Source organism: Mesobacillus subterraneus, from assembly GCF_000934845.1.
Lineage (GTDB): Bacteria > Bacillota > Bacilli > Bacillales > Cytobacillaceae > Mesobacillus > Mesobacillus stamsii.
On the sequence record NZ_JXIQ01000089.1, the window covers coordinates 1 to 19017 of the forward strand.

Genomic DNA, 19017 nt, shown 5'->3' on the forward strand with positions numbered 1-19017 from the left:
CTCTCATCCCACCCCTAAAGGGGGTGCTATCGCACCGTAGTGGGCTTTCCCGTTCGGAAAATCTGTAAAAAACATTCCACAAGAATAAACCGTGTCCAGGTGCAGTCTTGCCTGCCAATGTACGGTCACGGGCCTCCAACAGCTGAGGCATGCTGTTGGCATCCCTTCTGCCCGTTCCGACCTCTAGCAAGGTTCCGACGAGGATTCTTACCATATTGTAAAGGAAGCCATCTCCTGTGAACCGAAATACAAGCAGTCCGTTCTCTTCGAAAAGATCCATTTCCTGCAAAGTCCTGACCCGGTCTTTTACTTCGGTTTTGGCCGAGCAAAAACTAGTGAAATCATGCGTCCCCAGCAACAGTTTGCCAGCTGTCCGCATTGCCTCATAATCTAATTCATATGGAAATTGGTAAGCATAATTCCGCTGAAAGGGATCGCGATGCTTTGACAGCAATAGAAAGTATCGGTACTCCTTGCCGATTGTATCAAAGCGGGCATGAAAATCAGGCCTTGTTAATTCCACTGCACAGACAGCGATATCATTTGGCAGCAGCGAATGGAGCGCGATTTGCCATCTGGATGGCTCCATTTCGAGTGTTGTATCAAAATGAATCACCTGGCCGCGGGCATGGACTCCTGCATCTGTACGACCTGATGCACTCACTCTTATGTTTCGCCCTTTTTCTAGTTTCTCCAGTACCTTTTCAAGCTCACCTTGGACCGTTCTTTTGCCAGGCTGTACTTGATAGCCTGAAAAACCGGTGCCATCGTAAGAAATAATACATTTGATTCTTTGCATACTATTTACCCTCTTAAAACGAATAATAGAACGGTGACGGCTCCAAGAAAGAGAAGCATTGCGGTATCGACCATGCCCCACGCCAACTGACGGTACTTTGTTCGTCCTTCGCCGCCCTTGTAGCCCCTTGCTTCCATTGCGACAGCAAGCTCCTCCGCCCGCTTAAAGGAGCTGATAAACAACGGGATAAGCAAAGGAATGATCGCCTTGATCCGCTCTTTGACAGGGCCGCTGTTATACTCTACGCCTCGTGCCGTCTGGGCCTTCATGATTTTATCGGTTTCCTGCATGAGTGTTGGAATAAATCTCAACGAAATCGACATCATCAAAGCAAGCTCATGAACTGGAAATTTCCATTTTTTTAATGGATTCAGCAATGTCTCAAGTCCGTCGGTAATTTCGATTGGCGTCGTCGTCAAAGTCAAAAGCGACGTCACGAGAATCAACAGCAAAAATCTGAGCGAGATAAAAATCCCCTGCCTGAGGCCTTCTTCATAAATTTTCAGCCACCCAAGCTCCAGGATAATAGGACCTTCCTTCGTCATGAAGATATGGAGCAGGAATGTAAAGAACACCAGTAAAAACACCGGCTTCAGTCCTCCATACAAGAACCGTAACGGAATCCGCGACAATCCTACCATCAGGAAAGTGTATGCCGCCAGCACAGCATAGGTTGGCACATTATTGGCAATGAATACAACAATGACAAACAAGAAGACGATAATCAGCTTCGAACGCGGATCCATCCGGTGAAGCAGTGATTCGCCCGGCACATAACGGCCAAAAATCATTTTTTCCATCATCTTTGACCGCCTCCTCTCAAGAACTCTGCAATCATTTCGGCGAGCTCTCTTTCTGAAAGGCTGATCTTACTGAATTTTGTATGAAAAGTTTCTTCTATTTTTAACTGCAGGCCAATAACTTCGGGTACATCGAGCCCAAGCTCTATTAATGCGACTGGATCAGAAAAAATCTGCTCAGGTGTCCCCTTTGTCAAAACCTTGCCCTGATGCATGACGACTATTTCATCCGCATACTTGGCAGCATCCTCCATACTATGAGTGACAAGAACGGTCGATAGATTTCTTTTTTTATGAAGAGTATAAAATAAGTCCATAATTTCTTTTCGTCCACGCGGATCTAACCCTGCAGTCGGCTCGTCGAGAACGAGGACATCTGGCTCCATTGCCAGCACACCCGCGATGGCCACGCGCCGCATCTGACCGCCTGAGAGGTCAAAGGGCGATTTTTCAAGGATGTCTTCAGGCAATCCAACTAATTGGAGCGCCTCTTTTGCACGAGCTTTTGCGTCCGATTCAGAAACCCCAAAATTCATTGGGCCAAACATGATATCCTTTTCTACTGTCTCTTCGAATAACTGATGCTCTGGAAACTGGAAAACAATGCCAACGTTTTCACGAATGCTTTTCAAGTTCTTGTCCTTCCGTCCTGCCTTAATTTCCCGGCTGCCAATCAAAACTGAGCCTTTCGTTGGTTTCAGCAGTGCATTTAGATGCTGAAGAACAGTGGACTTTCCTGAACCAGTATGCCCAATAATCGCAAGATATGTCCCGGAAGGAATATCTATGGAAACATCGGAAATGGCAAGATGTTCAAACGGAGAATCTGCCTGGTATCGATATTCTACATTTTTGAGTGAGATGTCCATAATTCTGTCACCAGCTCTTCTTCTGTCAAATGTGTTTTCGTAAGTTCTACGCCTTTATGACGTAGGAGCTTGCTCATTTTTACCGGAAAGGGGATATCCAATCCAAGCTGAACTAGCTCCTCATCCATCTCGAAAATCTGTTCAGGAGTTCCTTCTCGATAGAGTTCACCTTTGTTCATGACGATGACCCTGTCTGCCTTTGCAGCTTCCTCAAGGTCATGGGTTATGGAGATGACAGTTATATGTTCCCGATCCTTCAGCTCACGAACTGTGGCAATTACTTCTGCACGTCCCCGCGGATCAAGCATCGATGTTGCCTCGTCCAAAATGATGATCGCCGGCTGCAAGGCAATCACACCTGCAATGGCAACACGCTGTTTTTGGCCGCCCGATAGATGGTGCGGCTCTTGATTCAGAAAGGTTCCCATTTGGACTTTATCAAGCGAAGTCTGTACACGCTCTACCATTATCTCCCGCGGCACACCGTGATTTTCCAGACCAAAAGCCACATCATCCCTTACTGTTGTTCCAACAAACTGGTTATCTGGATTTTGAAAGACCATTCCAACATTTTTCCTTACTTCCCATACTGTCGCTTCAGTCAGCTCTGTTCCGCATACCGCAATCTTTCCCTGCTGAGGAAACTGAAGTCCGTTCAATAATTTGGCCAGCGTCGATTTTCCCGAACCATTATGACCAACAATCGCCAGCCATTCCCCTTCTAAAATATCAAAAGTGATGTTTTTTAGTGCAGGCGTCTGCTGTCCCTCATAGCTGAACGATACGCCGTCTATCGTTACTAGTGGTTTGCTCATCTCCGCCCTCCTCTCGACTCTTCTATCCTATCTATTCTCATTTTCCTTTGTAAAAAAAAAGCCTGCACCTCTCCCCGCGCGGAGGAAATCCGCAAAGTGCGGTCCTTAAAGGACTGGGGAGAAGTGCATGAGCTAGACGAGTCAGGCAGAACAGCTCCGGTACGCGATCAATCTAAATCAATCCGCCACCGATCCAAAGTGGTTTAAGTTCCCTGGAATAACCAGCCGATGGGCAAGTGAACTCTTCTTTCCATTGGCCTGCGCATCATAACGCTCGTTTTTGGCTTGTACTGCTTTTTTTCATGTTCGGAAGAATATAAGAAAAAAAGGGGATGAAACAAGTTTGTATAAACTGTCCATCGCCCTTGCTCGAGTGTTTAATGGTATTAAACTAACTCGATAATGACCATTGGTGCACCATCACCGCGGCGTGGTCCAAGTTTCATGATACGAGTATATCCACCTTGACGCTCAGTGTAACGAGGTGCGATGTCAGCGAATAGTTTTTGAACTGCATCCTGGTTTGTTTCAGCGTTTGCAACTTCGTGGCGAACCCAAGATGCTGCTTGACGGCGAGCATGAAGGTCTCCGCGCTTTCCAAGAGTAATCATTTTTTCCACAACTGAACGAAGCTCTTTCGCACGTGTTTCAGTTGTTTCTATACGCTCATTGATAATCAAATCTGTTGTTAAGTCACGTAACATTGCTTTACGCTGGGCACTTGTGCGTCCTAACTTTCTGTATCCCATGAGTTGTTTCCCTCCTTTGTTGAAGTCGTGAGCCGGCAGTGATCAGACTGACAGCAAAATGGCCAGTTCATCAAAACCTAGTCATCCTTGCGTAAGCCTAAGCCTAGCTCATCTAGTTTCGCTTTCACTTCTTCTAACGATTTTCTGCCAAGATTCCGCACTTTCATCATATCTTCTTCTGTCTTGTGAGCAAGCTCCTGAACAGTATTGATACCAGCACGCTTTAAGCAGTTGTATGAACGAACAGAAAGATCAAGTTCCTCAATCGTCATCTCAAGGACTTTTTCTTTTTGGTCTTCTTCTTTCTCTACCATGATCTCAGCGTTTTGAGCTTCATCAGTCAGACCGACAAAAATATTCAAGTGCTCAGTCAGGATCTTTGAGCCTAGTGCAATAGCTTCCTTAGGACCAGTGCTGCCGTCTGTCCATACGTCAAATACCAGCTTGTCATAATTCGTCATTTGCCCTACGCGTGTATTTTCTACCTGATAAGATACTCGTGAAACCGGCGTATAAATAGAGTCGATTGGAATGACACCGATCGGCTGGTCTTCACGCTTGTTTTGGTCAGCAGGATTGTATCCGCGTCCCCTTCTTGCATGCAGACGCATACGCAAGGAGCCCTTGCTTGAAAGAGTAGCTATGTGAAGATCAGGATTCAGTACTTCCACATCACTGTCATGCGTGATCGATGCAGCAGTGATTGGACCCTCGCCCTGTACATCAATTTCGAGTGTCTTCTCTTCCTCAGAGTAGATTTTCAAAGCTAATTTTTTCACATTTAGAATAATAGATGTTACATCTTCTACGACGCCTTCAATTGTTGAGAACTCATGAAGTACTCCATCGATCTGAATCGATGTGACAGCTGCACCAGGGAGTGAGGATAATAGGATACGACGTAAGGAGTTACCCAAAGTTGTACCATATCCACGCTCAAGCGGTTCTACGACAAACTTGCCGTATTTGGCATCATCGCTGATCTCAACCGTTTCGATTTTTGGTTTTTCTATTTCGATCATCAAATATACCCTCCTTCAAAACGTCGAAACCCCGGCAGTTTTTTTCCCTTACCGAAATTCCCCCATGTATACGTTCCCGTTTGTGCACAACAACTGGATTAATGATTTCTGTATAACTAGAAAATATTTGTATCATATCCCATTATTGACAGGAGTACAAATTCTATACAGAAAAATTAAACACGGCGACGTTTCGGCGGGCGGCAGCCGTTATGTGGAACCGGAGTTACATCTCTAATAGCTGTAACTTCAAGACCTGCAGCTTGAAGAGCACGAATTGCTGCTTCACGACCTGCACCTGGACCTTTAACAGTTACCTCTAGAGTTTTCAGACCATGTTCCATAGAAGTTTTAGCTGCAGCTTCAGCTGCCATTTGTGCTGCAAATGGAGTGGATTTACGTGAACCCCTGAAACCAAGCGCACCAGCACTAGACCATGATAATGCATTGCCATGTACATCTGTAATAGTTACGATAGTATTGTTGAAAGTTGAACGAATATGCGCAACTCCACTTTCAATATTCTTTTTGACGCGGCGTTTGCGTGTATTAGTTTTACGAGCCATTTAAATGTTACCCTCCTTTACGGATTATTTTTTCTTGTTAGCTACAGTCTTACGAGGACCTTTACGAGTACGTGCGTTGTTCTTCGTGTTTTGTCCGCGAACAGGCAAGCCACGACGATGACGCAAGCCACGGAATGAGCCGATCTCCATTAGACGTTTGATGTTTAATGAAACTTCACGTCGAAGGTCACCTTCAACCTTTAACTTGTCGATGATCTCACGGATTTTGTTAAGTTCATCTTCAGTAAGGTCGCGAACGCGAGTGTCTTCAGAAACACCAGCTTCAGCAAGTACTTTCTCAGCAGTGGGTCTGCCGATTCCAAAAATATAAGTTAAAGAAATAACTACACGTTTTTCACGTGGAATATCTACACCAGCAATACGTGCCATCTAGATGCGCACCTCCTTTTATATTAACCTTGTTTTTGTTTATGTTTAGGGTTTTCACAGATCACCATTACTTTGCCTTTTCTGCGGATGACTTTGCACTTTTCACAGATTGGCTTAACAGATGGTCTCACTTTCATTACTCTAACCTCCTTGATAGTACGGAGTCACGGTTTATTTAAAGCGGTAAGTAATTCTTCCGCGAGTCAAATCATATGGAGAAAGCTCAACTGTTACTTTGTCTCCAGGCAGGATCCGAATGAAGTGCATTCTGATTTTACCGGAAACATGAGCCAACACTGTATGACCATTCTCTAATTCTACCTTAAACATGGCATTCGGCAAAGTTTCTATTACTGTGCCTTCAATTTCAATTACATCATCTTTCGCCATAAACTGGTCTCCCTTCCTTATTCAAATACGTATTCAATCATGTCCGCAATAGCGGAATAGTACTTTTCTATTTATGATACAGCCCATGCCATCGAGAATAAAGGTGAAAATACTCAACCTTATAATTATAACACAAAGGTCGCTTCCCGTCCGCAAAGAAAATTCATTTTTGCCTATTTATCGACTAGATATCTGAATTAGACGGCTGAGCACCAGATTCTACTTTGGTTAAGATCTCATAACCAACTTCGGTGATCGCAATCGTATGCTCAAAATGAGCACATATTTTACCGTCAACTGTTATCACAGTCCAATTATCGGCTAACGTATTCACATAGCGGCTTCCAGCATTCACCATTGGTTCTATGCACAAAACCATTCCGGGCTTAAGCCTTGGTCCTCTGTTAGGAGGGCCGTAATGAGGAATTTGCGGGTCTTCATGCAATTCTTTCCCAATTCCATGGCCGACATACTCACGAACAATAGAAAAGCCTTCTGATTCAACATACGTTTGAATTGCATGGGAGATGTTCGAAAGATGTTCCCCTGGCTTAGCTTCTTTCAGTCCTTTGAACAATGACTCTTCTGTCACGTCTAAAAGACGCTGGGCTTGCTCATCAATCTTTCCAACCGGGTAAGTCCAAGCGGAGTCCCCGTGGTATCCGTTGTATTTTGCTCCGATATCAATGCTGATGATGTCCCCTTCATTAAGAACGCGATCTCCAGGTATCCCGTGAACTAGTTCTTCGTTAACGGAAGCACAGATGCTGCCGCGAAAACCATTATAACCTTTAAAAGAAGGAGTTGCACCTTGTTTTCGGATAAAATCCTCGGCAATTGCATCCAGCTCTTTTGTTGTAATGCCAGGCGCAATCTGTTTCTTTAGCTCCTGGTGCGTCATCGCTACTATGCGACCTGCTTCCCGCATCACTTCTATTTCACGAGCGGTTTTCAATATGATCATTCATTTAAGCCCCCAAGCAATTTCTCGATATCAGCAAAAACGACATCAATGTCCTGCTGACCGTTGATATTGCGTAAGTAACCCTTCTCTTCATAAAAGTGGAACAGAGGCTTTGCTTGTTGGATATTAACGTCCAGACGATTTTGAACAGTCTCTGCATTGTCATCTGCACGCTGGTAAAGTTCTCCCCCACAACGATCACAAATGCCTTCCTTTGCAGGAGGATTGAAAACGAGGTGGTAGGTTGCGCCACAGTTTTTACAAATTCTGCGTCCTGTCAATCGTTCCATTAAGATGCTCTGATCTACATCAATGTTAATGACATAATCAATTTTTTTGCCAAGATCGAAAAGCATGCTGTCCAACGCTTCAGCCTGTGCAACAGTACGCGGGAATCCGTCAAGAAGGAATCCGTTTTTACAGTCTTCTTTGCTTAAACGTTCACGGACAATCCCGATTGTTACGTCATCAGGAACCAGCTCTCCCTTATCCATAAATGCTTTTGCCTGTAATCCAAGTTCCGTTCCTTCTTTGATCGCTCCACGGAACATATCTCCAGTTGAGATATGAGGGATGTTGTATTTACCAACAATTTTTTCGGCTTGCGTGCCCTTCCCGGCACCCGGAAGCCCCATCAGAACCAAATTCACAAGATTTCCCCCCAGTCTCTATTAAAGGATTCAAGGGACAAAAGTCCCCTAAATCTTATTTTATAAAGCCTTTATAATGGCGTTTTACAAGTTGAGCTTCCAACTGCTTCATCGTTTCAAGCGCAACGCCGACTACGATTAGCAAGCTCGTTCCACCAATCTGTACCGATTGCGGCAGACCAGCAATTTTAATAAAAAACACTGGCAGCACAGAGATTACGGAAAGGAAAAGCGCACCGACCAAAGTAAGGCGGTATAGCACTCTAGTCAAGTATTCCTGTGTGCTCTTTCCCGGGCGTATGCCAGGAACATATCCGCCCTGCTTCTTTAGGTTATCGGCGACTTGTTCAGGATTGACCTGGATAAACGCATAGAAATACGTGAAGGCGATGATTAACGCCACGTAGACGGTCATGCCGATCGGCTGTGTGTAATCAAACGTCTTCTGAATCCAGAGTGTCACATCATTCGTGCCAAAGAACTGAGCAATTGTCGGAGGCGTAACGACAAACGAAATCGCGAAGATCACCGGGATGACACCAGCCGCATTCACTTTCAAAGGAAGGTGGGTGTTCTGTGCGCCAACCGGATTGTTTCCAGCACTCATGCGTTTAGCGTACTGAATCGGAATCTTACGCGTCGCCTGTTGGATGAAAATAACCCCAACAATAATGGCAATAACCGCAACCAAAATCAGCAGTACAGTTACAATGCGGAGGAACAGAGCTCCCCCAGCGTCCGAGAACTGCTGTGCATAAATCTGATTGACCATTGTCGGAATTCCAGCAACAATACCTGCAAAGATAATGATCGAAATCCCATTTCCCACACCTTTTGCCGTAATCTGTTCACCGAGCCACATTAGGAATGCAGTTCCAGCTGTCAGAACAAGGGCAATCATCAGGTAGGAAGTGACGCCGGCATTTTCGATCAACATGCCACTTGAAATATTGTTAAAACCATAAGACATACCGAATGCCTGGATAAAACCAAGAACGATCGTGAAATAGCGGGTAAACTGAGCTAACTTGCGACGTCCGACTTCTCCTTGTTTAGACCATTCCGTAAACTTTGGCACAACATCCATTTGCAAAAGCTGGATGATGATCGAAGCGGTGATGTACGGCATGATTCCCATCGCAAAGATGGAGAAGTTCTTTAGTGCGCCGCCGCCAAATGTGTTCAGCACTCCGAAGACACTCATGTCATCCTGTGCTTTCAAAATATCTGCATTTACGTTTGGTACAGGAATAAATGTACCAAGCCGAAATACAATCAACATTAAAAGGGTGAAGAGAATTTTATTTCTAATTTCACCCACGCGCATAAAATTGGAGATTGTCTGGAACATTAAATCACCTCAGTTTGACCGCCGGCAGCTTTGATTGCTTCCTCGGCTGCTGTGGAAAACTTATGAGCTTTAACAGTCAATTTCTTCTCAAGGCTTCCCTTAGCAAGGATCTTAACACCTGCTAGTTCCTTCTTGACAAGACCTGTTTCGATGAGAAGTACTGGAGTTACTTCTGTTCCATCTTCGAATATGTTCAGGCTATCTAGGTTTACAACTGCGTATTCTTTGCGGTTGATGTTCGTGAAACCGCGTTTCGGCAAGCGTCGGAATAAAGGCGTTTGACCGCCTTCAAAACCAAGGCGAACACCGCCGCCGGAACGAGCGTTTTGACCTTTATGACCTTTACCAGCAGTTTTACCTTGACCAGAACCGATTCCACGTCCAAGACGCTTGCGTTCTTTACGGGAACCCTCTGCAGGCTTTAATTCATGAAGTTTCATGTTGGCACCTCCTTATTTTAAAAAGGTAAAATTATTTTTCTGTTACTGTTACGAGGTGAGAAATTTTGTTGATCATGCCGCGCATCGCTGCATTATCAACCTTCTCCACTGTTTGGTTCATTTTGCGTAAGCCAAGTGCTTTAACTGTTTCGCGCTGATCTTGCGGACGGCCGATCAGGCTGCGAGTGAGGGTAATTTCTAATTTGTTAGCCATTTGATTTCCCTCCTTATCCTAACAGTTCTTCCACAGATTTACCGCGTAGTTTTGCTACGTCTTCTGCACGTTTAAGTTGAGTTAAACCTTCTAAAGTTGCTCGAACCATGTTGATTGGAGTGTTTGTTCCTAGAGATTTAGACAGGATATCCGCCACACCAGCTAATTCTAGTACCGCACGAACTGGTCCGCCAGCAATAACTCCAGTACCTTCAGAAGCAGGCTTCAGAAGGATTTCACCAGCACCAAAGTGTCCGATTACTTCGTGAGGAATGGTAGTACCAACCATAGGAACTAGGATTAGGTTTTTCTTCGCATCTTCGATAGCTTTGCGAATCGCTTCAGGTACTTCTTGTGCTTTACCAGTACCCATGCCGACGTGACCGTTTTTATCTCCTACTACTACAAGAGCAGAGAAACGGAAACGGCGTCCACCTTTAACAACTTTCGCAACACGGTTAATCGTAACCACGCGTTCTTCAAGTTCAAGTTTGTTTGGATCAATACGAAGCATCTTTTGTGTCCCTCCTTTTTCTATTAAAATTCTAAGCCGTTTTCGCGGGCAGCATCTGCAAGTGTCTGGATGCGTCCGTGATAGAGGTATCCGCCACGGTCAAATACTACAGATTTATAACCTTTTTCTACAGCACGTTTAGCGATTAATTCACCGATTTTCTTTGCTGCTTCCAGGTTATTGCTTTCAACATTCACTTCTTGATCTAAAGTAGAAGCACTCGCTAGAGTTACTCCGTTTACATCGTCGATTAATTGAGCATAAATGTGCTTGTTAGAACGAAACACATTTAGACGAGGACGAGCTTCAGTTCCGCTAAGTTTCGCACGTACACGAGCATGTCTCTTCCGGCGAGTAGCGTTTTTATCAGCCTTCGTAATCATTTACGTCACTCCTTTCGTTAACCTATGCGGCATTACTTACCTGTTTTACCTTCTTTGCGGCGTACATATTCGCCTTCATAACGAATTCCTTTGCCTTTGTAAGGCTCTGGCGGACGTACGTCACGGATGTTAGCAGCCAATGCGCCAACACGCTCTTTATCCGTTCCTTTGATAATGATCTTCGTATTAGTTGGGACTTCAATTTCAAGTCCTTTTTCTGCCTCGATTTCAACCGGATGAGAGTATCCAACGTTTAGTACGAGTTTGTTCCCTTGTTTTGAGGCACGGTAACCAACACCTACTAGTTCAAGGCCTCTTTCGAATCCATTCGATACACCCTCAACCATGTTGGCAAGAATCGCACGAGTTGTTCCGTGCAATGCACGATGTTCTTTGTTCTCCGTTGGACGAGAAATGTTGATTATATTCTCTTCAATCTTAATTTCGATATCAGCGTGAAAAGTACGAGACAATTCACCTTTAGGTCCTTTTACTGTTACGTGATGGTTATCAAGAGTTACAGTAACACCTGCTGGAATTTCAATTGGTTTTTTCCCTACGCGTGACATTTGTTGCACCTCCATTCATTCAGAAAAATCTATTACCATACGTATGCTAAAACTTCTCCGCCTACTTGCTTAGCGCGAGCTTCTTTGTCCGTTAAAACGCCAGTTGAAGTTGATACTAGCGCGATACCTAAACCGTTGAGTACACGAGGTACTTCCGTTGATTTTGCATAAACGCGAAGTCCAGGCTTACTGATTCTTTTTAGACCAGTAATAACACGCTCGTTGTTTGCACCGTACTTTAAGAAGATACGGATGATACCTTGCTTATTGTCTTCGATATATTCAACGTCACGCACGAAACCTTCACGTTTAAGGATCTCAGCGATTTCTTTTTTAATGTTAGAAGCAGGTACTTCTAATTTTTCGTGACGAACCATATTCGCGTTACGAATACGAGTTAGCAAGTCTGCAATCGGATCTGTCATGACCATTTAATTTACCTCCTTCCAAAGCTTTCAGTTTTACCAGCTAGCTTTTTTCACACCAGGAATTTGTCCTTTGTATGCTAATTCACGGAAACAAATACGGCAAAGCCTAAATTTGCGGTATACAGAGTGCGGACGGCCGCAACGCTCACAGCGAGTGTACTCTTGTACTTTGTATTTAGGAGTGCGTTTTTGTTTCGCAATCATTGATTTCTTAGCCACGTTTTCGCCTCCCTCTTATTAGAGATTACTTTTGAAATGGCATTCCGAATTGGGTTAATAGTTCACGTGCTTCTTCGTCAGAGTTAGCAGTCGTTACAATAACAATGTCCATGCCACGTACTTTGTTTACTTTATCGTAATCAATTTCAGGGAAGATTAATTGTTCTTTAACCCCAAGTGTGTAGTTTCCACGTCCATCGAAAGACTTCTTGGAGATACCGCGGAAGTCACGTACACGTGGCAAAGATACTGAAATTAACTTGTCGATGAATTCGTACATGCGCACACCGCGAAGAGTAACTTTCGCACCGATTGGCATTCCTTCACGAAGACGGAAGCCTGCGATTGATTTCTTTGCACGAGTCACAACTGGCTTTTGACCAGTGATCGTTGCCAATTCCTCCACTGCAACATCAAGAGCTTTAGCGTTGGCGACAGCATCACCTACACCCATGTTGATTACGATCTTTTCAAGTCTAGGAACTTCCATGATTGACTTATAGTTAAACTTGCTCATAAGAGCAGGAGTAATTTCATTGTTAAACTTTTCTTTTAGGCGGTTCATCGATTGTACCTCCCTTCTTCAATAGACTATTTATCTAGAACTTCACCGGATTTTTTCGCAACGCGTACCTTCTTGCCGTCTTCGACAGTGTAACCAACTCGGGTTGGTTGACCGGATTTCGGATCTATAGGCATTACGTTTGATACATGAATAGCTGCTTCCTGGTTCAAGATTCCACCTTGTGGATTCACTTGAGAAGGTTTTGCGTGCTTTTTCACGATGTTAATTCCCTCTACAAGAACACGGCTTTGCTTTGGATAAGCTTCAAGGATGATCCCTGATTTGCCTTTGTCTTTACCAGAGATGACCATTACTTTGTCACCTTTTTTTACATGCATCTGTGTGCACCTCCTTAAAGGCATTTGGAATTGATTATAGTACTTCTGGAGCTAATGAAACGATCTTCATGAAGTTGTTATCACGAAGCTCACGTGCAACTGGTCCGAAGATACGAGTGCCACGAGGGCTCTTATCGTCACGGATGATGACACAAGCATTCTCGTCAAACTTAATATAAGTGCCGTCAGTCCGACGCATACCAGTTTTTGTACGAACGATAACCGCTCTGACAACGTCGCCTTTTTTAACAACGCCACCTGGTGTTGCTTGTTTTACTGTGCATACGATAACGTCTCCGATATTAGCAGTCTTACGGCCGGAACCGCCTAGAACTTTAATAGTAAGCACTTCACGAGCACCTGAATTATCAGCAACTTTTAAACGCGTTTCCTGTTGGATCATGCGAGTAACCTCCCTTCGGAATGAACCTTAATCCGAACAATTAAATAATAACAGCTGTTTCCACTACTTCTACAAGGCGGAAACGTTTTGTCGCAGATAGCGGACGAGTTTCCATGATACGAACTACGTCGCCGATTTTTGCCTCGTTTTGCTCATCATGAGCTTTGAATTTCTTAGAGTATTTCACACGCTTGCCGTATAATGGATGCTTTTTGTATGTCTCGACAAGAACCGTAACTGTTTTGTCCATCTTGTCAGAAACTACGCGTCCAGTATAAACTTTGCGTTGGTTGCGTTCACTCATTGTGAGAACCTCCTCTCAATTATCTGTTAACGCCGATCTCTCGTTCACGAATTACAGTTTTCATGCGAGCAATCGCTTTGCGCACTTCACGGATTCGAGCTGTGTTTTCAAGTTGTCCAGTCGCTAATTGAAAGCGCAGGTTGAATAGCTCTTCTTTTAATGATTTTACTTTTTGTTCAATTTCAGCAGTGGTAAGGTCACGAATATCATTAGCTTTCATTAGATTCACCACCAATTTCTTCTCGTTTAACAAACTTGCACTTTACAGGAAGCTTGTGTGCTGCAAGGCGTAGTGATTCGCGTGCGACTTCTTCAGAAACGCCAGCTACCTCGAACATTATTTTCCCCGGTTTAACAACTGCTACCCAACCTTCAGGAGCACCTTTACCAGAACCCATTCGGACTTCTAGAGGCTTTGCAGTATATGGCTTGTGAGGGAAGATTTTGATCCAGACTTTACCGCCACGTTTCATGTAACGAGTCATTGCAATACGGGCAGCTTCAATTTGACGGTTTGTGATCCATGAAGCTTCAAGAGCCTGTAAACCATATTCACCGAAGTTTACTTCAGTACCGCCTTTCGCTTGACCGCGCATTTTGCCACGGTGTTGACGGCGATATTTAACGCGTTTAGGCAATAACATATTATTTGCCTCCTTCCTCAGTTTTCTTCTTCGTTGGAAGGACCTCTCCACGATAAATCCATACTTTAACGCCTAGCTTACCGTAAGTTGTATCTGCTTCAGCAGTAGCATAATCGATATCGGCACGAAGAGTATGAAGTGGAACTGTTCCTTCGCTGTAATGTTCTGAACGAGCGATGTCTGCGCCGCCTAGACGGCCGGAAACCATTGTCTTGATTCCTTTAGCGCCTGCACGCATGGCACGCTGGATAACTTGCTTCTGTGCACGACGGAAAGAAACACGGTTTTCCAATTGGCGAGCGATGTTTTCAGCAACCAATTTCGCTTCGATATCAGCTCTTTTGATTTCAAGAATGTTTATATGAACACGTTTGCCTGTTAGTTCATTTAGCGCTTTACGAAGTGATTCCACTTCTGTACCACCTTTACCGATTACCATTCCTGGCTTCGCAGTGTGGACAGTTACATTCAAGCGGTTTGCAGCTCGCTCGATTTCCACTTTAGAAAGAGAAGCATCGCGTAAACGCTTAGTGATGTACTCACGCACTTTAAGGTCTTCGTGTAAAAGATCAGCGTAGTCTTTGCCTGCGTACCACTTTGATTCCCAATCACGGATGATTCCGATACGCAAACCGACTGGATTTACTTTTTGACCCACTGATTATCCCTCCTTCTTTTCTGATAAAACGATAGTAATATGGCTAGTACGTTTGTTAATTGCACTTGCACGTCCCATAGCACGTGGACGGAAACGTTTCAACGTTGGTCCTTCATTCGCGTACGCTTCGGTTACGACAAGGTTATTAACATCCATTTCATAGTTGTGCTCTGCGTTTGCCAATGCAGATTTCAACACTTTTTCTACGATTGGAGAAGCTGCCTTTGGGGTAAGGTTTAAGATAGCAACTGCTTCACCAACTTGCTTTCCTCGAATTAAATCTAGAACTAAGCGAGCTTTACGAGCAGCAATACGAACTGTTCTAGCAACAGCTTTTGCTTGCATTTGGATGCCCTCCTCTCATTAACGTCTTGTTTTCTTATCGTCATTCCCATGACCTTTGTAAGTACGAGTTGGAGCGAATTCTCCAAGCTTGTGGCCTACCATGTCTTCAGTGACATAAACAGGTACATGTTTGCGACCATCATAGACAGCAATCGTGTGTCCGATGAATTGTGGGAAGATCGTAGAACGGCGAGACCAAGTTTTAACAACTTTCTTGCCTTCAGTTTCATTTAACTTTTCGATCTTTGTGATTAAGTGCTCATCGACAAAAGGTCCTTTTTTTAAGCTTCGACCCATGATTGAACCTCCCTTCGTGATTGTCCTACGGTTCCCGCGAACCGTAGCTCAATCCCGTTATTTTTTACGACGACGTACAATAAACTTGTCGGACTTATTTTTCTTCGTACGAGTTTTGTAACCAAGAGTCGGTTTGCCCCATGGAGACATTGGTGATTTACGTCCGATTGGAGAGCGTCCTTCACCACCACCGTGTGGGTGATCATTAGGGTTCATGACAGATCCACGAACTGTTGGGCGCTTGCCTAACCAACGATTACGACCTGCTTTCCCGATGTTGATCAATTCGTGCTGTTCGTTGCCGACTTGACCAATAGTAGCACGGCACTCAGCAAGGATCATACGCACTTCGCCTGAGTTCAAACGAATCAATACATACTTGCCTTCTTTACCAAGAACCTGTGCAGAAGTTCCAGCAGAACGAACCAATTGTCCGCCTTTGCCAGGCTTCAACTCGATGTTGTGTACGACTGTACCAACTGGGATATTAGCTAGTGGAAGAGCGTTCCCTACTTTAATGTCAGCTGTTGTGCCGGACATAACTTCCATGCCTACCTCTAGGTTTTTAGGAGCAAGGATGTATCTCTTTTCACCATCTACATAATTAATTAACGCAATGTTTGCTGAACGGTTTGGATCATACTCAATCGTGGCAACGCGTCCTGGAATGCCATCTTTTGTACGTTTGAAATCAATGATTCTGTACTGACGCTTATGGCCGCCACCTTGATGACGAACAGTTAACTTACCCTGGTTGTTACGACCGCCTTTTCTGTGCAACGGAGCAAGCAAGGATTTTTCCGGCTTGTCAGTTGTAATTTCAGCAAAATCAGATGCTGTCATATTACGACGACCGTTGGAGGTAGGTTTGTACTTTTTAATCGCCATTTCGTTTCCCTCCTCTTCTTATTAGATTCTATACTTCGAAGAATTCGATTTCTTTGCTGTCTTGAGTAAGTTTAACGATTGCTTTACGACGTTTGTTTGTATAACCGCCGAATTTGCCCATACGCTTGAACTTACCTTTGTAGTTCATGATGTTAACTTTTTCAACGTTAACGCCGAAAATAGTTTGGATTGCGTCTTTCACTTGAGTCTTGTTCGCTCTTGTATCAACTTCGAAAGTGTATTTTTTCTCAGCCATTAAATCGGAAGAGCGTTCTGTTATTACGGGGCGCTTAATGATATCACGTGCATCCATTATGCAAGCACCTCCTCTACTTTTTCAACAGCTGCTTTTGTCATGATCAGCTTATCATGATTTAAAACATCTAAAACGTTGATTCCATCAGCAGTAACAACTGTTACTCCAGGAATATTACGTGCAGACAATGCAACGTTTTCTTCAAGACTTGCTGTTACAATCAATGCTTTCGTATTAACAGAAAGACCACTTAGCACACTTTTGAATTCCTTTGTCTTTGGAGCTTCGAAAGCTAGGCTTTCAAGAACAAGGATGTTCTCAGCTTGCACTTTTGATGATAAAGCAGATTTGATTGCCAAACGGCGAACCTTTTTAGGTAATTTATAGCTGTAGCTACGTGGAACAGGTCCAAATACAGTACCGCCTCCGCGCCATTGTGGAGAACGGATCGATCCTTGACGCGCACGTCCAGTTCCTTTTTGTTTCCACGGCTTACGTCCACCGCCCGCTACTTCAGAACGAATTTTCGTTTTATGAGTTCCCTGACGCAATGAAGCTCTCTGCATGACTACTGCTTCGAACAATACGTGGTTATTAGGCTCAATACCAAATACTGAATCATTAAGTTCGATTTCTCCAACTTGTGAACCAGCTTGGTTGAATAATGCTACTTTAGGCATTCTTGTTTCCTCCTTTCCTGTAAAAATTACTTCGCTTTTACAGCAGTTTTGATTTTTAGAAGGGCTTTCCTAGCACCTGGAACGTTTCCTTTGATTAAAAGAAGATTGCGTTCCGCGTCCACTTTAACGATTTGCAGATTTTGAACAGTGATCTGTTCTCCACCCATGCGTCCAGGCAATAATTTACCTTTGAATACACGGTTTGGAGCAACGGGACCCATTGAACCAGGGCGGCGGTGGTAACGAGAACCGTGAGCCATTGGTCCGCGAGATTGTCCGTGACGCTTGATCGCACCTTGGAAACCTTTCCCTTTTGAGATTCCTGTAACATCTACGATATCGCCTTCAGCGAAAATATCAACTTTGACTTCCTGACCAACTTCATATCCTGCTGCTTCGACTTCGTTGAATTCCTTTACGAAGCGCTTAGGAGCAGTGTTTGCTTTTAAAACGTGGCCTTTTTGCGGTTTGTTAGAAAGCTTTTCGCGCTTGTCTTCAAAGCCAAGCTGAATTGCCTCGTAGCCATCTGTCTCAGCAGATTTCACTTGAAGCACTACGTTTGGAGAAGCTTCTACCACAGTAACCGGGATAAGGTCACCATTTTCAGCAAATACTTGAGTCATACCGATCTTTCTACCTAAGATTCCTTTGGTCATTTCAGTCACACCTCCTGTGAATTATAATGGTTTATTGATTAAAGTTTGATTTCGATATCTACACCTGATGGCAGGTCTAAACGCATTAGTGAATCGACCGTTTGCGGAGTCGGATTGATGATGTCAATCAGACGCTTATGCGTACGCATTTCGAACTGTTCACGAGAATCCTTGTACTTATGCACCGCACGAAGAATTGTGTAAATAGTCTTCTCTGTAGGTAGTGGGATTGGACCAGACACTGCCGCACCAGAACGTTTCGCAGTTTCAACAATTTTCTCTGCAGATTGATCAAGAATCCTGTGATCATAAGCTTTCAAACGGATACGAATTTTTTGTTTTGCCATTACTTTCCCTCCTTTTCGCCTATTTTAAAATAGACATTCTCCGCGAAAATTTCCCACACACTCGCCATGGCAAAGCGGCCGGGTGTGTCAGCAACCTTTCGCATCATCGCAGTCAAAGACCAACATTGTCTATTATACATAAAACATAAATCAAACGCAACATTAATTTCTGCTTTTCTTTATGTTTAACACACTTTTACTATTATAGCGAGCGCAATGGGATTTTACAAGTGGGGGAAGAGAATTCTAACTATTTGGACGTGGTGAAAAATATTCCTTTTGTATCATGGGAGGATATACATTTATATATAGAAGAAACTAGCGTGACTTTGCTTTTTGAAAAAATCACCTCAAACGTGAGCTTGATCTTTTCTTTCCGTTTTATACATGTTGCTTTCTTAATATGTGACCGTCTGTTTCTCTTTCGCTCTTTATCGGGCACATATTTCTCTTTTATGTGACCCTGAGCTTCTCTTTCACTCTTTATCGGGCACATATTTCTCT

Annotated in this window: 33 protein-coding genes and 1 pseudogene; all 34 read right to left on the minus strand. The window is 43.9% G+C overall.

Annotation, left to right across the window (positions count from 1 at the left end; all coding sequences use genetic code 11):
- Positions 1–64 precede the first annotated feature (64 nt).
- Positions 65–799, minus strand: a pseudogene (truA, locus tag UB32_RS11275) (tRNA pseudouridine(38-40) synthase TruA); the annotation flags it as partial.
- Between the two features lie 5 nt (positions 800–804).
- Entirely contained in the window at positions 805–1602 is a 798-nt protein-coding gene (locus tag UB32_RS11280) for an energy-coupling factor transporter transmembrane component T family protein (protein ID WP_044393862.1), read from the minus strand.
- Positions 1599–2468, minus strand: a complete 870-nt coding sequence (locus UB32_RS11285; protein ID WP_044393864.1) for an energy-coupling factor ABC transporter ATP-binding protein — start codon at positions 2466–2468, stop codon at positions 1599–1601. The genes UB32_RS11280 and UB32_RS11285 overlap by 4 nt, the downstream gene beginning before the upstream one ends.
- The gene (locus UB32_RS11290; RefSeq protein ID WP_044393866.1) at positions 2444–3283 is read right to left on the minus strand and encodes an energy-coupling factor ABC transporter ATP-binding protein; all 840 of its coding nucleotides are present in this window, start codon (positions 3281–3283) and stop codon (positions 2444–2446) included. Before UB32_RS11290 ends, UB32_RS11285 begins: the two co-directional genes overlap by 25 nt.
- 386 nt (positions 3284–3669) lie before the next feature.
- Positions 3670–4032, minus strand: coding sequence for a 50S ribosomal protein L17 (rplQ, locus tag UB32_RS11295; protein WP_044393868.1), 363 nt, complete (start codon positions 4030–4032; stop codon positions 3670–3672).
- Positions 4033–4109: 77 nt separating this feature from the next.
- A complete protein-coding gene (locus tag UB32_RS11300; protein WP_044393870.1) occupies positions 4110–5054 on the minus strand; it encodes a DNA-directed RNA polymerase subunit alpha in 945 nt (314 codons plus the stop codon).
- A gap of 176 nt (positions 5055–5230) precedes the next feature.
- Complete coding sequence (gene rpsK, locus UB32_RS11305; RefSeq protein WP_044393872.1) at positions 5231–5620, minus strand: 30S ribosomal protein S11; 390 nt, start codon at positions 5618–5620, stop codon at positions 5231–5233.
- A 24-nt stretch (positions 5621–5644) separates the two neighbouring features.
- Positions 5645–6010, minus strand: coding sequence for a 30S ribosomal protein S13 (gene rpsM, locus UB32_RS11310; protein WP_044393874.1), 366 nt, complete (start codon positions 6008–6010; stop codon positions 5645–5647).
- A 23-nt stretch (positions 6011–6033) separates the two neighbouring features.
- The gene (gene rpmJ, locus UB32_RS11315; protein WP_003156543.1) at positions 6034–6147 is read right to left on the minus strand and encodes a 50S ribosomal protein L36; all 114 of its coding nucleotides are present in this window, start codon (positions 6145–6147) and stop codon (positions 6034–6036) included.
- 34 nt (positions 6148–6181) lie between these two features.
- Positions 6182–6400 (minus strand): translation initiation factor IF-1, encoded by a 219-nt coding sequence (infA, locus tag UB32_RS11320; protein WP_009791305.1) that lies wholly within the window; start codon positions 6398–6400, stop codon positions 6182–6184.
- Between the two features lie 184 nt (positions 6401–6584).
- Entirely contained in the window at positions 6585–7364 is a 780-nt protein-coding gene (map, locus tag UB32_RS11325) for a type I methionyl aminopeptidase (RefSeq protein WP_044393878.1), read from the minus strand.
- Positions 7361–8014 (minus strand): adenylate kinase, encoded by a 654-nt coding sequence (locus UB32_RS11330; protein WP_044393880.1) that lies wholly within the window; start codon positions 8012–8014, stop codon positions 7361–7363. The genes map and UB32_RS11330 overlap by 4 nt, the downstream gene beginning before the upstream one ends.
- Positions 8015–8069: 55 nt before the next feature.
- Positions 8070–9365 (minus strand): preprotein translocase subunit SecY, encoded by a 1296-nt coding sequence (gene secY / locus UB32_RS11335; protein WP_044393882.1) that lies wholly within the window; start codon positions 9363–9365, stop codon positions 8070–8072.
- Positions 9365–9805 (minus strand): 50S ribosomal protein L15, encoded by a 441-nt coding sequence (gene rplO / locus UB32_RS11340; RefSeq protein WP_044393884.1) that lies wholly within the window; start codon positions 9803–9805, stop codon positions 9365–9367. The genes secY and rplO overlap by 1 nt, the downstream gene beginning before the upstream one ends.
- 31 nt (positions 9806–9836) lie before the next feature.
- Positions 9837–10019, minus strand: coding sequence for a 50S ribosomal protein L30 (gene rpmD / locus UB32_RS11345; RefSeq protein ID WP_044393886.1), 183 nt, complete (start codon positions 10017–10019; stop codon positions 9837–9839).
- A gap of 13 nt (positions 10020–10032) precedes the next feature.
- A complete protein-coding gene (gene rpsE / locus UB32_RS11350; RefSeq protein ID WP_044393888.1) occupies positions 10033–10533 on the minus strand; it encodes a 30S ribosomal protein S5 in 501 nt (166 codons plus the stop codon).
- A gap of 23 nt (positions 10534–10556) precedes the next feature.
- Complete coding sequence (gene rplR, locus UB32_RS11355; protein ID WP_044393890.1) at positions 10557–10916, minus strand: 50S ribosomal protein L18; 360 nt, start codon at positions 10914–10916, stop codon at positions 10557–10559.
- A gap of 32 nt (positions 10917–10948) precedes the next feature.
- Positions 10949–11485, minus strand: coding sequence for a 50S ribosomal protein L6 (rplF, locus tag UB32_RS11360; RefSeq protein ID WP_044393892.1), 537 nt, complete (start codon positions 11483–11485; stop codon positions 10949–10951).
- A gap of 32 nt (positions 11486–11517) precedes the next feature.
- Complete coding sequence (gene rpsH / locus UB32_RS11365; RefSeq protein ID WP_044393894.1) at positions 11518–11916, minus strand: 30S ribosomal protein S8; 399 nt, start codon at positions 11914–11916, stop codon at positions 11518–11520.
- A 30-nt stretch (positions 11917–11946) separates the two neighbouring features.
- Positions 11947–12132 carry a type Z 30S ribosomal protein S14 gene (locus tag UB32_RS19470; protein WP_084221810.1) on the minus strand — a complete coding sequence of 62 codons (186 nt, stop codon included), beginning with the start codon at positions 12130–12132 and terminating at the stop codon, positions 11947–11949.
- Between the two features lie 25 nt (positions 12133–12157).
- Positions 12158–12697: a 50S ribosomal protein L5 gene (gene rplE / locus UB32_RS11370; protein WP_044393896.1), complete on the minus strand. Its 540-nt coding sequence runs from the start codon at positions 12695–12697 to the stop codon at positions 12158–12160.
- 26 nt (positions 12698–12723) lie between these two features.
- Positions 12724–13035 carry a 50S ribosomal protein L24 gene (gene rplX / locus UB32_RS11375; RefSeq protein WP_044393898.1) on the minus strand — a complete coding sequence of 104 codons (312 nt, stop codon included), beginning with the start codon at positions 13033–13035 and terminating at the stop codon, positions 12724–12726.
- Between the two features lie 34 nt (positions 13036–13069).
- Positions 13070–13438, minus strand: coding sequence for a 50S ribosomal protein L14 (gene rplN, locus UB32_RS11380; RefSeq protein ID WP_044393899.1), 369 nt, complete (start codon positions 13436–13438; stop codon positions 13070–13072).
- Positions 13439–13478: 40 nt separating this feature from the next.
- On the minus strand, positions 13479–13742 hold the full coding sequence (gene rpsQ / locus UB32_RS11385; RefSeq protein WP_044393900.1) for a 30S ribosomal protein S17: 264 nt from the start codon (positions 13740–13742) through the stop codon (positions 13479–13481).
- Between the two features lie 19 nt (positions 13743–13761).
- Positions 13762–13962 carry a 50S ribosomal protein L29 gene (rpmC, locus tag UB32_RS11390; protein ID WP_023626422.1) on the minus strand — a complete coding sequence of 67 codons (201 nt, stop codon included), beginning with the start codon at positions 13960–13962 and terminating at the stop codon, positions 13762–13764.
- Positions 13952–14386, minus strand: coding sequence for a 50S ribosomal protein L16 (gene rplP, locus UB32_RS11395; RefSeq protein ID WP_044393901.1), 435 nt, complete (start codon positions 14384–14386; stop codon positions 13952–13954). Before rplP ends, rpmC begins: the two co-directional genes overlap by 11 nt.
- A gap of 1 nt (position 14387) precedes the next feature.
- Entirely contained in the window at positions 14388–15044 is a 657-nt protein-coding gene (gene rpsC, locus UB32_RS11400; protein WP_044393902.1) for a 30S ribosomal protein S3, read from the minus strand.
- Positions 15045–15047: 3 nt separating this feature from the next.
- Positions 15048–15389 (minus strand): 50S ribosomal protein L22, encoded by a 342-nt coding sequence (gene rplV / locus UB32_RS11405; protein WP_044393903.1) that lies wholly within the window; start codon positions 15387–15389, stop codon positions 15048–15050.
- A gap of 18 nt (positions 15390–15407) precedes the next feature.
- A complete protein-coding gene (gene rpsS / locus UB32_RS11410) occupies positions 15408–15686 on the minus strand; it encodes a 30S ribosomal protein S19 (protein WP_044393904.1) in 279 nt (92 codons plus the stop codon).
- 57 nt (positions 15687–15743) lie between these two features.
- Positions 15744–16574 carry a 50S ribosomal protein L2 gene (gene rplB, locus UB32_RS11415; protein ID WP_044393906.1) on the minus strand — a complete coding sequence of 277 codons (831 nt, stop codon included), beginning with the start codon at positions 16572–16574 and terminating at the stop codon, positions 15744–15746.
- A 28-nt stretch (positions 16575–16602) separates the two neighbouring features.
- Positions 16603–16887: a 50S ribosomal protein L23 gene (gene rplW, locus UB32_RS11420; RefSeq protein ID WP_044393909.1), complete on the minus strand. Its 285-nt coding sequence runs from the start codon at positions 16885–16887 to the stop codon at positions 16603–16605.
- A complete protein-coding gene (gene rplD / locus UB32_RS11425; protein WP_044393910.1) occupies positions 16887–17510 on the minus strand; it encodes a 50S ribosomal protein L4 in 624 nt (207 codons plus the stop codon). The genes rplW and rplD overlap by 1 nt, the downstream gene beginning before the upstream one ends.
- A gap of 26 nt (positions 17511–17536) precedes the next feature.
- Positions 17537–18166, minus strand: a complete 630-nt coding sequence (gene rplC / locus UB32_RS11430) for a 50S ribosomal protein L3 (protein ID WP_044393912.1) — start codon at positions 18164–18166, stop codon at positions 17537–17539.
- A 38-nt stretch (positions 18167–18204) separates the two neighbouring features.
- The gene (gene rpsJ, locus UB32_RS11435) at positions 18205–18513 is read right to left on the minus strand and encodes a 30S ribosomal protein S10 (protein ID WP_027322659.1); all 309 of its coding nucleotides are present in this window, start codon (positions 18511–18513) and stop codon (positions 18205–18207) included.
- Between the last annotated feature and the right edge of the window lie 504 nt (positions 18514–19017).

What these genes read in the sequence shown, in the direction of transcription:
- rpmC (WP_023626422.1), bottom strand. Translation starts at nt 13,962, where the DNA reads ATGAAAGCTAATGATATTCGTGACCTTACCACTGCTGAAATTGAACAA.
- rplR (WP_044393890.1), bottom strand. Translation starts at nt 10,916, where the DNA reads ATGATTACGAAGGCTGATAAAAACGCTACTCGCCGGAAGAGACATGCT.
- rplQ (WP_044393868.1), bottom strand. Translation starts at nt 4,032, where the DNA reads ATGGGATACAGAAAGTTAGGACGCACAAGTGCCCAGCGTAAAGCAATG.
- secY (WP_044393882.1), bottom strand. Translation starts at nt 9,365, where the DNA reads ATGTTCCAGACAATCTCCAATTTTATGCGCGTGGGTGAAATTAGAAAT.
- rplB (WP_044393906.1), bottom strand. Translation starts at nt 16,574, where the DNA reads ATGGCGATTAAAAAGTACAAACCTACCTCCAACGGTCGTCGTAATATG.
- rplD (WP_044393910.1), bottom strand. Translation starts at nt 17,510, where the DNA reads ATGCCTAAAGTAGCATTATTCAACCAAGCTGGTTCACAAGTTGGAGAA.
- UB32_RS11285 (WP_044393864.1), bottom strand. Translation starts at nt 2,468, where the DNA reads ATGGACATCTCACTCAAAAATGTAGAATATCGATACCAGGCAGATTCT.
- rpsE (WP_044393888.1), bottom strand. Translation starts at nt 10,533, where the DNA reads ATGCTTCGTATTGATCCAAACAAACTTGAACTTGAAGAACGCGTGGTT.
- rpsJ (WP_027322659.1), bottom strand. Translation starts at nt 18,513, where the DNA reads ATGGCAAAACAAAAAATTCGTATCCGTTTGAAAGCTTATGATCACAGG.
- rplW (WP_044393909.1), bottom strand. Translation starts at nt 16,887, where the DNA reads ATGGATGCACGTGATATCATTAAGCGCCCCGTAATAACAGAACGCTCT.
- UB32_RS11280 (WP_044393862.1), bottom strand. Translation starts at nt 1,602, where the DNA reads ATGATGGAAAAAATGATTTTTGGCCGTTATGTGCCGGGCGAATCACTG.
- infA (WP_009791305.1), bottom strand. Translation starts at nt 6,400, where the DNA reads ATGGCGAAAGATGATGTAATTGAAATTGAAGGCACAGTAATAGAAACT.
- UB32_RS11300 (WP_044393870.1), bottom strand. Translation starts at nt 5,054, where the DNA reads ATGATCGAAATAGAAAAACCAAAAATCGAAACGGTTGAGATCAGCGAT.
- rpsH (WP_044393894.1), bottom strand. Translation starts at nt 11,916, where the DNA reads ATGGTCATGACAGATCCGATTGCAGACTTGCTAACTCGTATTCGTAAC.
- rpsK (WP_044393872.1), bottom strand. Translation starts at nt 5,620, where the DNA reads ATGGCTCGTAAAACTAATACACGCAAACGCCGCGTCAAAAAGAATATT.
- rplF (WP_044393892.1), bottom strand. Translation starts at nt 11,485, where the DNA reads ATGTCACGCGTAGGGAAAAAACCAATTGAAATTCCAGCAGGTGTTACT.
- rplE (WP_044393896.1), bottom strand. Translation starts at nt 12,697, where the DNA reads ATGAACCGCCTAAAAGAAAAGTTTAACAATGAAATTACTCCTGCTCTT.
- rpsQ (WP_044393900.1), bottom strand. Translation starts at nt 13,742, where the DNA reads ATGAGTGAACGCAACCAACGCAAAGTTTATACTGGACGCGTAGTTTCT.
- rplP (WP_044393901.1), bottom strand. Translation starts at nt 14,386, where the DNA reads ATGTTATTGCCTAAACGCGTTAAATATCGCCGTCAACACCGTGGCAAA.
- rpsS (WP_044393904.1), bottom strand. Translation starts at nt 15,686, where the DNA reads ATGGGTCGAAGCTTAAAAAAAGGACCTTTTGTCGATGAGCACTTAATC.
- rpmD (WP_044393886.1), bottom strand. Translation starts at nt 10,019, where the DNA reads ATGGCTAACAAATTAGAAATTACCCTCACTCGCAGCCTGATCGGCCGT.
- rplC (WP_044393912.1), bottom strand. Translation starts at nt 18,166, where the DNA reads ATGACCAAAGGAATCTTAGGTAGAAAGATCGGTATGACTCAAGTATTT.
- rplX (WP_044393898.1), bottom strand. Translation starts at nt 13,035, where the DNA reads ATGCATGTAAAAAAAGGTGACAAAGTAATGGTCATCTCTGGTAAAGAC.
- rpsM (WP_044393874.1), bottom strand. Translation starts at nt 6,010, where the DNA reads ATGGCACGTATTGCTGGTGTAGATATTCCACGTGAAAAACGTGTAGTT.
- rpmJ (WP_003156543.1), bottom strand. Translation starts at nt 6,147, where the DNA reads ATGAAAGTGAGACCATCTGTTAAGCCAATCTGTGAAAAGTGCAAAGTC.
- rplN (WP_044393899.1), bottom strand. Translation starts at nt 13,438, where the DNA reads ATGATCCAACAGGAAACGCGTTTAAAAGTTGCTGATAATTCAGGTGCT.
- map (WP_044393878.1), bottom strand. Translation starts at nt 7,364, where the DNA reads ATGATCATATTGAAAACCGCTCGTGAAATAGAAGTGATGCGGGAAGCA.
- UB32_RS11290 (WP_044393866.1), bottom strand. Translation starts at nt 3,283, where the DNA reads ATGAGCAAACCACTAGTAACGATAGACGGCGTATCGTTCAGCTATGAG.
- rplV (WP_044393903.1), bottom strand. Translation starts at nt 15,389, where the DNA reads ATGCAAGCAAAAGCTGTTGCTAGAACAGTTCGTATTGCTGCTCGTAAA.
- rplO (WP_044393884.1), bottom strand. Translation starts at nt 9,805, where the DNA reads ATGAAACTTCATGAATTAAAGCCTGCAGAGGGTTCCCGTAAAGAACGC.